Consider the following 13,748-nt stretch of genomic DNA (forward strand, 5'->3'; position numbering starts at 1 on the left):
CCCTGGCGCTGCGGCAGCCACTGAGGATGCCAAGGATCGCCATCAACAGCAGCAACCACTGGGGGTAACGCACCCCTCGGCGCTTACGTCTCTCCGGCAAGGCCTGCAGGAAGGCGATCAGATCGGGGCTGGCAGAAAGCTGGGGCAAGGGACGAGAGCAGTCCCGACAAAACCGGCACCAGCATGGCTGCACCAGCCGCCTTGTGCCTGACTTTCAGTCGGCCCTGGGAACACCCCCCGGGCAGCGCCTGGAGGTTCATTCTCTCCCGAGTGGGCCACCCTCCTCCCCGTTCATCGTCATGACGGCGGAGGCTGCGACCACAGGATCAGAAAAGACCAAACCAGGAGTCCTAAGATGGCTATAAAAAGAGCTGGGATGGTGCAAGCCCCGGTTCAGGATTCCAATCCAAACGATTGTCGTTGCCGCAAAGCCCACAGCTCTGGCTGACCAGCGCCTGTTGCCGATAGAGCCTCTGCGGACACGATCAGGGCTCAACGCTTTCCCTTCTCATTGTGCGCCCAGGGATCTTCCACCCTCGCCCCCTCAGGCATAAACCCCTATTGCCCGGACCGGTGGGCCATCCGATCGTAGATGCATCGGTTTCGGAGGCCCAAGGATGGATGACACTCCCCCGGGTCAGGCGTCAGGAGCGCGCTGACGATCCGGCCCCTGCTCCAACATTCTCAACGGATCACTGACTTCCCAGGCGTGTCGCAACGTCGTTGTCCATTGCACCGTTAACGGCTATGCCTCAGGTGCCCCGGACCCAACGGGAGGTCCAACTTGTCAACTGGCCCCAGGTGCCAGCGTCAGCAGCTCCGCCCCAACCAACCAAACTGCTTCAGAGCCCGGTGGCCTCGTCACCGGGCTTTGTTGTGCAGTCCCCTTGACCCATGGAGAACCTGAGCGATGTCCACCAGGCCCTGGTCGAGGAGTACCGGGAGTCGATGGTTATCGCCGCCGGCAAGCTGCTGGCCCAGCCCAGCTGGACCCTGGAGGCGACCGTGGTGCTGATGCACCTCCACAGCGGCGGGGTCACCATCGGGCCGGAGCGGAGTCTTCCACTCTGGCTGGAGCACCTACCCCCTGAACTCGATGCCTTCGTGCGGCTGCAGGATCAGGGCATGAGCTTCGAGGAGGCCTACGCCCAGTGCCTGGCTGAACAGGGAGAGGAGTTCGTCGACGCCTTCGACGCCGCCAAGCGGGGCAAGCCCCTGGTCACCCACGACAACCTGGCCGAGTTCACTGCCCTCTCACAGAAGGGGTTTGCCCGCGAGTCCCGGGAATTGTTGGCGCTGGCCAAGTGGCCCGACCATGTCACCGGCTTCCTGGTGTCATGCGAGCCCTTTCATCGACCTGGGTGAGGCGGTCCCGCCGCCACCCGCTTCACTCCTCCTCGTCGGCCGCACCCACAGGGATCAGCCGGATCTGCTTCTTGCCCAGCTTGATCTCGAAATCATCTCCAGGCTTGAGATCGAGCAGGCCGGTGTAGGCCTTGCCATCCAGCTGGGCTTCATAGAAGGCCGTGAAGTTCTGGCGCTGGCAGCCATCCATCTTGGTGCTCAGGTCGCCACCGGCACGCACCAGATCCGATTTGGAGCCATCACCTGCCCAACGAGAAACTACCGTCTAGGCAGGGACATGAGCCTCAAACCCTGGTTCGGCTGAATTCCTGGGTTGTCCAGACACTCCTTGACCATGATTCATCGAATGTTCCGAATTCCTGGCATGGGCTGAGTACTGCTACTACGATTCCATGGATTTGCTGGGCTACCAACAACACAATGTCCCAGCTTCGAAGTGTTCTAAATCGGATGTACTGGCGGTCTTCAGCGGTTGCAGGAGGGGTTCTGCTAGCAACACTCTCCGCCACAATCCCCACGCCCGCCAAGGCACAGGGCCTGGCATCGCAGGAGAGCTTGCCCGGTGGCCTCGAAAGCGCGCCTGCCCTTACCGAAGCCGAGAGCGCCGGGCCACGTCCTGAAGCTGGAACCTCTGAGCAGACAAGTCCAACGCCCGCAACAACAACCCAGCAACTCACCATCTGGAACCGCCCCACCTTCTCGGGCGACTGGTGGGGGGGCCGGTCCGAGCTCGCGAAGCGTTGTGTGAACCTGCGGCTCTGGGCAACCGGCTTTTACCAGGGGCAGTGGTCAGGGGATGTGGGCAGCTTCACCGCTGCCGATGGCCGCGGGACCAAGTTTCTCTCGGGTGGACGGCTCGATGCCCTGGTCGATCTCGACACAACGAAGCTGGGGCTATGGCGTGGGGGCGGCATCCATGCACACCTGGAGTTGGAGGGTGGCCGGGTTCCAGGTTTCCGCGGTGGAGCCCTTTGGCCGGTCAATTCGGGTGCGATCCTGCCGCTCGGCAGCCCCAAGCAACTGGAGGCCACGTCGTTGTATATCAGTCAGCGCTGGGGCGGCACCAGCCTGCTGGTCGGCAAGATCAATGCGATCGACCTGCTCGCCAACGATCCCTTCTTCGGTGGCTGGGGGATCGATCGCTTCATGAACCTGGCCTTCGTGGCTCCGCCCAGCGGCGTGGTGCCACCAGTGATCATGGGTGGGCTACTGGCCCAGAAAATCGGTGAGGTGAGCCTCTCGGCAATGGTGTTCGACCCTTCTGACCAGACCACCAACTACAGGGTGGATGGGCTGTTCGCGGATGGTGCGAATGTGTCGCTCGCCGCCCAGTGGAATGGCAGGGCCTGGGGACGCGCCTCCAACCTCGGGCTGAGCTATACCTTCAGTACCAAGGATTCTGTGGATCTACGCAGTATTCTGCTGCCCTCCGAATTGCAGATCGGAGCTTCCACCTATCCCGATAATCTCAGCCTTCAATTCGGCCATACAATCTTCCCTGGCAAAGTGAGACCCGGCAAGGGAATTGGACTCTACGGGAAAGTGGCTGCCACCAGAGGCAATCCCAACCCGATCTGAGGTGGACTGGCTTTTCTGGACAGGCCCCATCGTTAACCTCTGAGGCGGGGCGCCGCCCCTGAACGGGGCTCCCACCGATGAGCAAGCGCCGCACCCACAGTCCCGAGTTCAAGGCCAGGGTCGCCATGGAGGCGATCAGTGGCCGCAAGACCATTCAGGAGATCGCTGCCGATCACGCCATTCACCCGATCCAGGTGAGTCAGTGGAAGAAGCAGCTGCTGGAGGGCGCCAGCGAGCTGTTCACCAGGGGAAAGAAGACCCAGGCCAAGGACGAGGGGCAGGCCAAGGAGGCGGAGCTGTTCCAGCAGATTGGCCGGCTACAGATGGAGCTGGAGTGGCTCAAAAAAACAGCACTGCACAGCTTGCGCGTCCCCCCAGCCGAAACACGTGCTGCCAAATCCTGAGCAGGTGTTCATGATGAGAAAGGGCGTGGTCAGCTGCCGAATGATTACTGGAGGCCTGACCCCGTAAAAAAACCTGGCTCAGGGTCTTGTACGAAATCTCACCTGGCGAGAGTTCATGATCATCATGAATCTCATCCCGATTAGGAAAACGATATTGCACGAAGACCCCGTCTGCGCCCTTCAACGTACATCGCAGCCCCATGAGCAACTCAACCGGCATCAAACGACAGCCACGATCAAAACTGGCCGTAGTCAATCCCAGGGCAGCGGGCATTGATATCGGCAGCCGCTTTCATGTTGTTTCAATCCCCTGCGAACTTGAAGATCAGTCAACGCGACAGTTCGGAACATTTACCGGCGACCTGCTTGAATTGGCGACCTGGCTCAAAGGACACGGGATTACGACTGTAGCAATGGAGTCTACAGGGGTTTATTGGATTCCAGCATTTGAGATTCTGGTCAAGGCTGGAATTGCAGTTGATCTCGTGAATGCCAGGCATGTCAAAAGTGTTCCGGGCCGCAAGTCGGATATCAATGATGCGCAATGGCTCCAGCAGCTCCACTCTTATGGCTTATTACGGGGCAGCATTCTTCCCGAAGGTACACTTGCACATTTGAGATCGTACGTTCGCACAAGAGAGAACCTTGCCAGAGGACGAGCCCGTTATTTACAGTTAATCCAGAAGGCGCTGATGCAGATGAATCTACAGCTTCATCATGTTGTCACAGATGTCATGGGCGAAACTGGACGTCGGATCATTACTTCTATTCTTGCTGGCGAAAGGGCTCCCCTCGTCTTGGCCGAACATCGAGATGCACGCTGCAAGCAGACCCAGCAGACAATCGCCAAAGCGCTGGAAGGAAATTATGAGGATGACCATCTTTTCGAGTTGGAGAATGCATTTTCTCTTTACGACTTCTATTCTGAGAGAATCTCAAGATGCGAAGATAGAATCAATGGACTGTTGCAGGCCCTGGTTGCGTCAGCCAGCCAGGAGAATAGGCAGTTCTTGAATGACAAGAAGCTCTCAAGTGTGAAACTTGATAGTCGAAATCGCGTTCGATCTCTGAACTTCAATCCCAGGCCACTGTGCGCTGCGCTTTGTGGCAGAGACATGATGCAGCTACCTGGAATGGGCCATGGAACTCTTTTGACAGTGATTAGTGAGTGTGGAACAGATATGAGTCGGTGGCCGACGGCCAAGCATTTCACGTCATGGCTTGGCCTGGCCCCGCGGAATAAGGTATCTGGCGGAAGGCTTCTATCATCAGGCACAGCGGTGGGAGCCAATCCTGCCCGGACTGCTTTTTGGATGGCAGCGCAAGTTCTGGCGCGTACGAAGACATCTCTCGGTGGATTGCAAAGGCGGTTAGCAGCGAGGATTGGTCGTCCGAAGGCAATTATTGCAACAGCACGCAAGTTGGCCGAACTCTATTACCGGGCATTGCGCGATGGCATATCCCTGGTTGATCCTGGTCTGAGCCGTTACGAAGCGGAGCAGCGGCAGATACAGATCAATGCCATAAAGAGACGAGCTCAGCGCCTCGGCCTAACGCTCACTGAAGCCTGAATAGAGAAAACAGAGAGGCCCGCCGCAACGCTGTGTTTCTTAGGAAAGTCTCAGCTGCTCTGATGCCCGTGAACTGCGCAAGCTGGTCGATCACGACCATCCCGATCTCAGCGTCAGCCGTCAGTGTGCGCTGCTGGGCCTGCCCAGGTCCACGCTCTACTACCAGCCGACACCGGTGCGGGCATCGACGCTGCGGATCATGGCCAGGATCGATGCCCATTACCTGGAAGACCCCTGCAGCGGAAGCCGCCGGATGGTGGACTATCTGGCCCGAGATGGGATCCCGATCAGTCGTGACCGGGTGCGCAACCTCATGCGCCGCATGGGGTTACGGGCGATTTACCAGAAACCTCGCACCACGGTTCCTGGTGCCCCATCCGAGCGCTTTCCCTGCTTGGTGGATGACAGCACGGTCACAGCGGTGGATCAGGTGTGGGCCACCGACATCACTTACATCCCGATGCAGAAAGGCTTCCTCTACCTGGTGGCGATCGTGGATCTCTTCTCCAGGCACGTTCTCAGCTGGAAGCTCTCCAACAGCCTGGACACGGAGTTCTGTCTGCAGGCTCTGGAGATGGCTCTGGAGGGTGGCCGCAAGCCACAGATCTTCCACTCCGACCAGGGATGCCAATTCACCTCGACTGACTTCGTGGCGCGACTCAAGGAAGAGGAGATCAAAATCAGCTGGTCAGGAAGGAAACGCTGCTACGACAACATCCTGGTGGAGAGGCTGTGGCGCACAGTCAAGTACGAGGAGGTCTACCTGCGTGCCTACAGCGATGGCTGGGAGGCTGAAATCAGCCTGGCCCGCTTCCTATGGAGGTACTGCCATGTAAGACCACACAGCTCTCTTGGAGACAAAACTCCATATGAGGTCTACACTGAGACCGAACCCTGTTCCTCCCGTCCAGGGTTAACGATGTCAGGGGCCAAGACTGTCCAGTAAAAGGCACCCACCTCAATCATCGTCTTTCCGCCAAGGCTCTTGAGCCGGGTTGACGTTCCCTTTAATTTCATGGCACCGGCACGGTTGCCGGCATAGACGATGCGCCCCTTGTCAACTGCCACGGCCTCGACATAGGCCGGCTTGGCGCCTTCCATCGTGAGGATGGGGCCGCCATGGCTTGGCCGGCCAACAGGGTGGAAACGATCAGGGCAGTTTTGAAATTTCGCAAGTCAGAAACTCCTGGGTAGTTGTTTGATTGTAACGCGCCCGAACTGTGCTCACCTCAGAATCAGTTTAACCGTGCCCTTGGCTGTCACAGCGACGCACAGCACCAGCCGTTAAGTCACATCGAAGACGATCCGACCAGCACTGCTTCAGCTGTGCGCCCAAGATCCTGTTGAATGACTTTGGCTGCGTGTGATCTTGTTACTTGATCACCGGATTCTACGCAGTATCTACTTTTAGCAGCATCATTGAGGAGCTTGGGCTTGCTTCACGGAATGTTGTGCTGGCCTCGGAAGGTCCCTTAGCTGGCACGGCCAGGTCAACTGCTGAGGTCTTGGTTTTCCGCGCAAGCCCCTTCGTTACCTACTTCTGCGGTGTGTTTCCACTAGCAAGGGTCCCCACCTGATGTCGTGGCGGAGTGGATAGCTCACCTTCAATCCCCTTGTCCCCCGCTCACCTGGCGCGCAGCGACTCGCGTCCAGCCCATGCTTGCGGGGAGTATGGGCAGGCTGGTTGACATGATCGTCCAGCACCAGGGCCCGCCCACCACAGCGCCCACAGCCCGAGACCGGAATGACGTCTAACGTTGATGCCCCCTGTGCGAGGAAAGTTGACGCCTCTCCATCCCGTACAACTTTTCCACCAGGGGGCTCCTGCGCGCGAGCAAAGGAGCCGATCTCAGCTCAGCGATAGCGGCAGCCGCCAGGAATCAACTTAGTCGTTCTTTCTGATCGCCCTGCTATTCGGCAGCGGCGGAATTCCCAGGGGCTGGTGATGCCATCCTGCTGGTGCCACACCCCCTGGCGTCGCAATGGCCCAGATACTTCCGGCTGGAGCCCAGCCGCAGACGGCTCTGACTATTCCGCCTCCAGCAGGGACGCGTGGAGCACGTCCATCACTGTATGGACGATGTCCGTCTCCAGCTCCTCCAGCTTGAATGTGTAGGCCAGGCTGGTGAGGATGTTGCGTTCATCTGGCTCCAGAGGCCCATCCGATCGCATGATTTCAGTAGCCACTGCGTAGGCGGTATGGCATTGCCGCGGACTGAGGGCTTCGGCTGCCTCCAGCATCAGGTGCTGCGGGCCTTCGGCGCGAAGATCGGCGAGAACGGAGTCCAACAATTGCACCATCGCCACTTCAGTGAGGTTGGAGAAAGGGGCCCTGTAATCCAGGGCATGGCGCAGAGCGCGTGATCCAGCTGGTGTAAGCACTCCATCCCAGGAGACAGCGGCGAGCGCCACGGCGACAAAGGCCCGTGTTGGATCCATTGGAGAAGGCGGAGTCGCAGGATCTCCAACAGGAGGAAGCGTGGATGTCATGAGGCGAATGGGGGGTAAGTACTAGGTGACTTGATTCCGGAGGGACCGCAGAAGCTCGTTGCGGGAGAGAGCTCCCGGCGTGGAACCGCTGGCCTTGCCCTTCCAGTGGCAAGGATGCTCCCGACAGACCAACATCTTTACTTCTAATAACCCAGCCCTGCGAAGGGGGGTAACGAACGAGACGCTCTCAACGCGGTAAGTACAAATGCTTATGCACTTCCGAGACTTGGGCTGTTCTTGTGTCCATTGGCTCAATGCTTCCACCGTTCATCATGTCGACTCCCCGATGTGATCGCAGACACCTCGTTGTGAACTCGGCAGGGAGAGTGCTAGACGAGCCATGTACTCCTGATGGTGGTTTCTGCTCTTGGGCATCGCCTAAAACACCAGATCTGGTGGGTGAACCTGCTAAGGCGATTCTCCATAGGCCTGCACCAGATGACCAGCCTCCCTGACCTCCCGCTTCATGCCAGTTGACACCAGCAAGCAAAGCGACTAGTACGGGTGTACTTGCCTAGCTGCCATGAGCCCTTTTTCCTCTCCCTACGCAACCTTCCGCGCCGAGGATTGGATGCTGGTTGGCTACGGAGCCCTTACGCAGTTACAGGAGCCATCGACATCTGGGCGCCCTTCAAGCCCATCAACTCCCGCTTCCCTCAGCAATCACAGGGATTGTGGCTCAAAGAGCAAGCCAGTTGTGAGCTATCAATTGAGCGGGTAACCCTGAGGCGACGCCATGGTCGACCCCCTACCCTGCACTCTTCAAAACGGCGGCATCGTGGGGTTAGCGGCTTGGCTGGTGCTGCTCAACATGGTCGATCCACAGCCCCCAGCCCGGCCCAGGAGGATCACATGACTGTTGAGCACGATCGGAACGCCCGCCAGGGTCGATAAGGTGCCGCCAGCGAGGGCGCGCGGATGGCTGAATCAGCACGGGACGAGGGCCAGGCTGCACCGGCGGGCTGGAGCCAACTCACAGCGATCAACACCGCCAAGGTGCTCACGATCGTGCTGCTGCTGGTGCTGGCGGCCGTGGTCGGGGTGAAGGACATGCGCCAGGTGCTTTATCTCAGCCTGCACATCAGCTACTGCCTCTGGTGGCTATTGGAGCAGTGGCTGTTTCCTGAGCGGGCTCGCCAGCTATTCAGCGAGCGTGTGGGGGTGGTGGGGTTTGGCTTCGCCCTGCTGTTCATCGGGGTGCTCTACAGCCTGCCTGGGCTGCTGGCCTTTCTCAATCCCGTGCCGATCTCCCAGGCCGCCGTGGCCGTGGCGCTGGGGCTGTTCAGCTTCGGCAGCCTGATCAACGCCAGCGCCGATGCACAGAAAACCACCGCCAAAGCGATGGGTGCTGGCCTGGTGAGCGACGGCATCTGGCGGCGCGTGCGCCATGTGAACTATCTCGGCGATCTGCTGCGCTACCTGAGCTTCGCGGTGGTGGCCGGCAACATCTGGGCCTACCTGGTGCCGGGGCTGGTGCTGCTGATCTACCTCCAGCGCATTGGCCAGAAGGAAGTGCAGATGGCGGCGAAGTACCCAGAATTCAGCACATGGCAGCAGCGCAGCGCGCGGCTCCTGCCAGGCCTCTGGTGAAGCCCACGCGGCCGTACTCAGCCGTCACGACCGTGGTACTCGCCGGGGTGCGGGTGCGGATGCGGGTGATGCGGATTCCCCCGGATCCTGGTGACCAGGTCTATCCAATGCGTCCATAGAGCGCCTGCTGGCACTGGGTTTGCTGAAGCAGGTAGTTCCCGCTGCCAATGCCGATACTTCCCCTGCCGCAGGCAGTCAGCTCATCGCCCAGGGCCAGCATGGCGCCGAGCAACCTTCTCGTATTCGGCGGAAAGCAATGTGATCTGCGGTATTCGACTGCAGTGCGGCAATGCATTCGTCAAGGCTGCTGCTCAGGCGGCCGTGCGTGAAGCCTGTTCTTCCCGCACGGCACGCTGCAGGCCCACGTCCACACCGAGGTGCTGGTCGGGGCGGCCGGTGATCAGCAGGGCGGTGCGCTGGCGGGTGGCTATCTGCCACATCCACTTGCTGAACAGGGCGATGCGGTTCTCCGTGTCGGGGATGAAGGCCAGGTGGGCCAGGGCCCAGAGCACCCAGCCCGGCAGGCCGGTCACATGCAGGCCGCGCAGGTCGGCCACGGCATGGAAGGGGCCGATCACGGCCATGCTGCCGAGATCCGTCCAGCGGAAGGGAGGCAGGCGGCGCTCCTTCAGGCTGGCCAGGATGTCGCGGGCCACCCAGCCTCCCATCTGGACAGCCGGGCCCGCCATCCCGGGCAGGGGCTTGCCATCACCCGTGTGGCTGTAGCAACAGAGATCCCCAACCGCCCGGATCTCGGGATGGCCGGGGATGGAGAAATCGGGCTCCACATGCAGACGCCCGCCCCGGTCGACCTCGCAACCGGTGCGGTCTGCCAGCAGCTTGCCGAGGCGGGAGGCGCGCACGCCGGCGGTCCAGCAGATGGTGGCTGCTTCCAGCTGCTCGGGCTCCCCGGCATCGGAGCTGGTGACGAGGCTGACCCGCCCCGGAGCGATCGACTCCACCTTCGCTCCCAGTTTGAGCTCCACTCCCGCCCGGCCCAGATAAATGCCGGCCGCCTCCGACAGGCTGGGGTGCATGGTGGGCAACACCCGCTCCACAACATCCACCAGGACCACTCGGCAGCGGTCTTGATCGAGCTGCTTGAAGTCGTATCGGATGGCGCGGTGCATCAGCTCGATCAGTGAGCCTGCGAGTTCGCAGCCCGCTGGTCCGGCGCCCACCACCACGGCGGTCTGGAGGAAGCGGAGACGCTCAGGATCCTTCGTCTGCTCCGCTTCCTCCAGGGCCATCAGCAGGCGACGGCGGATCTCATCGGCGTGCTCGAGGATCTTCATCGGTGGCGCCAGGGGCCGCCATTCCTCATGGCCGAAGTAGGTGCTGCCCGATCCGCTGGCCAGGATCAGGTGGTCGTAGCCGTAGCGGTGGTCGTTGAACACCACCTCCTTCGCTTCGGGGTCGATGTCCACCACCTCACCCAGCAGGATCTGGATGTTGGGGGCCTGGCCCACCATCTGGCGCAGGGGCGAGGCCACGTCGGCTTCCGAAACCAGACCGGATGCCACCTGATACAAGAGCGGCTGGAAGAGGTTGAAGTTGCGCTTGTCGATCAGGGTGACGCGCACAGGCTTGCGGGCCAGGGCGTGGCAGACCTTGAGACCGGCGAAGCCACCGCCCACGATCACCACATGGGGGAGGTCCTGCCACTGGGCTTCGGGCGGATCGAGTTCGAGGAAGAAGCGATCCGGTGCCATCTGGTAAGGGTGACACGCGGAACAGAAAAACCTTATGCAGCAAGCAGCACTGATCGTTGTCGCAACGGCTGCCGACCTCGACCTCGCTCCTGCAGGGGCTCAGGCGTTCCGGAGTTCGCCCAGCTCGAGCCGCAGCCCATCCGCGGCGTCGCTGATTTGCTGCAGGGACAGCGGCAGGCTCTTTTCAGCGTGCTTCGGCCAGCCGCGCCAGCGCATCACGGCTCTGCTCCCCTGCCTGAGGGCCGGCGGCTGAGAGCACACTGCGCTGGAACCATCCCTGGGGCGGCACCGGCTGGAGCAGCAGGGCCAGCACCGCCAGCAGGGCCAGGGGCTCAAAGGGGGCCTGATGGCTGGGCCACACACCGGGTCCCCGGTAGAGCAGATTCTGCAGTGCGTCGGTCTGGGAATCGCTGAGAGGCCCCCAGCGGCAACCGATCCTCAGCACACCTGGCTCGGAGCGACGCTGCTCCGTCCGCAGGGGCAGGGCGTCGCCAGGGCACCCGGGCCAGGCCAGGCTCCAGCTGCCAGCGCCGCCGTCGAGCCCAGCGCCAATGAGTTGGCCTACGGGATCGGCATGGGCCAGGGCGAGTTCCACGCCCTGCTCGCTGATGGCCAGGATCTGGGCGGGCAGGAATCCACGGGCTGTTCGCATCTGCAGGGTCAGCCCGTCGATCCGCAGCCATGGCACCGGGCTGTCCTGAGGTCGGTCCCAGCAGGTGCGCAGCGCCAGCAGCAGACTGGTGCACCCCAGCAGCGACCAGGTGAGTCCAAGCGCCTGGTTGGCGGGAGCAAGGCTGGAGGCTGCGCCCCCGATCGCTCCAGTTGTGACGCGGCCGACGATCAGCAGGGTGAGATTGGGCAGCTGCAGCCCCAACAGACCCAGCAACGGCAGCAGCAGGCGCTGCTCTGGGCCGGGCCGGGCTCCGCCTGCGACCGCCTTGGGGGTGACCCGAAAGCGCTGGGGCCGGCCCGCCACGGTGCTGAGCACTGCCCCCACGAGCGGCAGCAGAAAGATCCAGCGATAGAGCTCCGGCAACAGGGCGTTGCGAGCACCGCGGCTGAACCAGCTCACCAGCAGCAATTGAGAGAGATAAAACGGCAAGGCCATGGTCATCAGGCCCTGTCCCTGCACCAGGATCGGGGCCACACCCAGCAGCCCCAGGGAGAGCGGCATCAGCAGTAAAAGCAGCTGGGGCAACACGTTGAACCAGTGCAGGATCCCCTCCAGATAGGCGATCCGCTGCAGAGGGGTGAGCCCGGCGATGGTGAAGGGATTGGCGCCCGTGCGCAGGGTCTGCAGGGTGCCACTGGCCCAGCGGCTGCGCTGGCGTGCCATGGCTCCGATCGTGAACGGCGCCAGTCCGGCGCTCAGCTTCGCGTCGAGGTAGAGATTGCGGTAGCCCGCCGCCGCCAGCCGGATGCCGGTAGCCAGGTCTTCGGAGGGGGTTCCGGTCTCGAAGCCACCCACCCGCTCCAGGGCCGAACGCCGCATCACGAACGAAGTGCCGGCACAGACCACGGCTCCGACCGCCTGGCGGGTGGGCTCGATCCAGCGGTAGAAGCTCTCCTCATCGGGCATGAGCCAGCGCTCCAGCCGCAGGTTGCGCATCACCGGATCGGCATTCATATACGTCTGGGGGGTCTGCACGAACCCCACCCGCGGATCGGTGAACAGGCCCACGCTGCGGGCCAGAAAGGCCGCCCGCGGCACCACATCGGCATCGAAGACCGCCAGCAGATCGCCCTCCAGATGGGGCAGGGCATGGTTGAGATTGCCAGCTTTGGCATGGGTGTTGCCATCGCGGCTGAGGTAGCGGCAACCGAGGTGGCGGCAGAGCTGGCTGAGCTCTGGGCGAGCGCTGTCATCGAGAAGCCAGACCTGGTGGCGCGGATAGTCCATCGCCAGGCAGCCGCGCAGGCAGCGCTCGATCAGGTCGGCCGGTTCGCCGCAGCTGGGCACCAGCACGTCCACCGCCGGTACGTGCCAGGGATCCAAGGCGATTCGCTGCTGAAGGGTCCGCTCTGCGACGGCGGCCTCCTGGGGTATCGGCGGCTGCCGAGCCCAGGTGAGCCATAGCTGCAGCAGGCCATTTGCCAGCAGAGTGAGTTCCGCCACCAGCATCAGCAGGCTCAGACCTGTGCTCACGGCCGTGGCCAGGTTGAGGGTCGCCCCGATCCGCCAGACCAGGTACCGGCCGCCCAGCAAGGTGATCACCAGCACGGCCGAGCGCCGAGCGGCCAGGGGCAGGGTCTGCTCTGGTCGGCTCGCCAGCCAGCATGCCCAGATCGCCACAACCAGGGCCGGCAGCGGCACGATCCAGCCGGGCAGCATGGCCGTCGGGCCCACCAGAGCGGCGGTCAGCAGCGGCAGGCAGGCCCAGAAGGCGGCCTGGGTTGGCGAACTGGGATAGACCGTCGGGGAGGCGGAACGCACGATCACCAGGGGGAGTGGGCTATTGGATCGACTACCGGTGAACACACCAAGTGGATGGTGTGGCTGCATAGCCCGCGAAGGCCGTCAGCGTCTGAACGGATGTCACTACATGGTCGAGTTCCAACCAGAAGCTAAATAAATGAACCGGTTCAGCGCGTCCCCAGGGCCAAGGTCGGCTCCTGCCGCTCCAACGAGGCTCCGTATGGCGTCTTGCGAAGGGTCCAGGGTCCTGGACGCGCCCCCTGACCAGGCCACTCCCGGTGATCAGGTGGGAGATGTAGTTAACGGGTTTTTCCTCCGGCACTTGAGGTATTTTTTAGTGCAGCCGATAGTCAGGGTTTGTGCGTGGCCATTGTTGAGTGCCTGCGCAACTATCCCGAGCCGTGCATCTGGTATCTGGGGACTCCTGAAAAAGCCAGATCGATTGTGCCGCAACTGGTCTCAGCGGTTGATAGCCGGTAGACTGGCCATGAATGCGGCAATCGCGGATTGCTGCTACTGATCACAGCCGCACATGTACCGAAAGCAGCATATCGGTCAGCTTTCAATCGAAGACTTCCACGTGCCTTTTGGCGGCACACTCGACCCTGGCAACCGCTGGGTG

9 protein-coding genes and 1 pseudogene are annotated in these 13,748 nt (G+C 61.8%); 6 read left to right on the top strand and 4 right to left on the bottom strand.

Features of this window, described 5'->3' with window-relative positions:
• Window positions 1-894: 894 nt before the first annotated feature.
• The gene (locus KBY93_RS15165) at window positions 895-1,365 is read left to right on the top strand and encodes a hypothetical protein (protein WP_255095265.1); all 471 of its coding nucleotides are present in this window, start codon (window positions 895-897) and stop codon (window positions 1,363-1,365) included.
• Window positions 1,366-1,387: 22 nt separating this feature from the next.
• On the opposite strand, the pseudogene KBY93_RS15170 reads toward KBY93_RS15165, so the two are convergent.
• Window positions 1,388-1,609: pseudogene (locus tag KBY93_RS15170) on the bottom strand (AbrB-like transcriptional regulator); the annotation flags it as partial.
• A 500-nt stretch (window positions 1,610-2,109) separates the two neighbouring features.
• Between KBY93_RS15170 and KBY93_RS15175 the strand changes: the two are divergent.
• The 4 genes from KBY93_RS15175 to KBY93_RS15190 all read left to right on the top strand — a co-directional run bounded on the left by KBY93_RS15175 (window position 2,110) and on the right by KBY93_RS15190 (window position 5,864).
• Window positions 2,110-2,943, top strand: coding sequence for a carbohydrate porin (locus KBY93_RS15175; protein WP_255095266.1), 834 nt, complete (start codon window positions 2,110-2,112; stop codon window positions 2,941-2,943).
• 77 nt (window positions 2,944-3,020) lie between these two features.
• Window positions 3,021-3,347, top strand: coding sequence for a transposase (locus KBY93_RS15180; protein ID WP_255095267.1), 327 nt, complete (start codon window positions 3,021-3,023; stop codon window positions 3,345-3,347).
• Window positions 3,348-3,547: 200 nt separating this feature from the next.
• On the top strand, window positions 3,548-4,918 hold the full coding sequence (locus tag KBY93_RS15185; protein ID WP_255094778.1) for an IS110 family transposase: 1,371 nt from the start codon (window positions 3,548-3,550) through the stop codon (window positions 4,916-4,918).
• A gap of 82 nt (window positions 4,919-5,000) precedes the next feature.
• Entirely contained in the window at window positions 5,001-5,864 is an 864-nt protein-coding gene (locus KBY93_RS15190; RefSeq protein ID WP_315856428.1) for an IS3 family transposase, read from the top strand.
• 1,082 nt (window positions 5,865-6,946) lie between these two features.
• Here the strand turns inward: KBY93_RS15190 and KBY93_RS15195 are convergent.
• Complete coding sequence (locus tag KBY93_RS15195) at window positions 6,947-7,330, bottom strand: tellurite resistance TerB family protein (protein WP_315856427.1); 384 nt, start codon at window positions 7,328-7,330, stop codon at window positions 6,947-6,949.
• 996 nt (window positions 7,331-8,326) lie between these two features.
• On the opposite strand from KBY93_RS15195, the gene KBY93_RS15200 reads away from it, so the two are divergent.
• Entirely contained in the window at window positions 8,327-8,998 is a 672-nt protein-coding gene (locus KBY93_RS15200) for an isoprenylcysteine carboxylmethyltransferase family protein (protein ID WP_255095269.1), read from the top strand.
• Window positions 8,999-9,309: 311 nt separating this feature from the next.
• Here the strand turns inward: KBY93_RS15200 and KBY93_RS15205 are convergent, their stop codons facing one another.
• Together KBY93_RS15205 and KBY93_RS15210 are read right to left on the bottom strand one after the other, a co-directional pair.
• A complete protein-coding gene (locus KBY93_RS15205; protein WP_255095270.1) occupies window positions 9,310-10,710 on the bottom strand; it encodes an NAD(P)/FAD-dependent oxidoreductase in 1,401 nt (466 codons plus the stop codon).
• 184 nt (window positions 10,711-10,894) lie between these two features.
• Window positions 10,895-13,150, bottom strand: a complete 2,256-nt coding sequence (locus KBY93_RS15210; RefSeq protein ID WP_255095271.1) for a glycosyltransferase — start codon at window positions 13,148-13,150, stop codon at window positions 10,895-10,897.
• Between the last annotated feature and the right edge of the window lie 598 nt (window positions 13,151-13,748).

The organism is Synechococcus sp. J7-Johnson, assembly GCF_024345795.1.
Lineage (GTDB): Bacteria > Cyanobacteriota > Cyanobacteriia > PCC-6307 > Cyanobiaceae > Regnicoccus_A.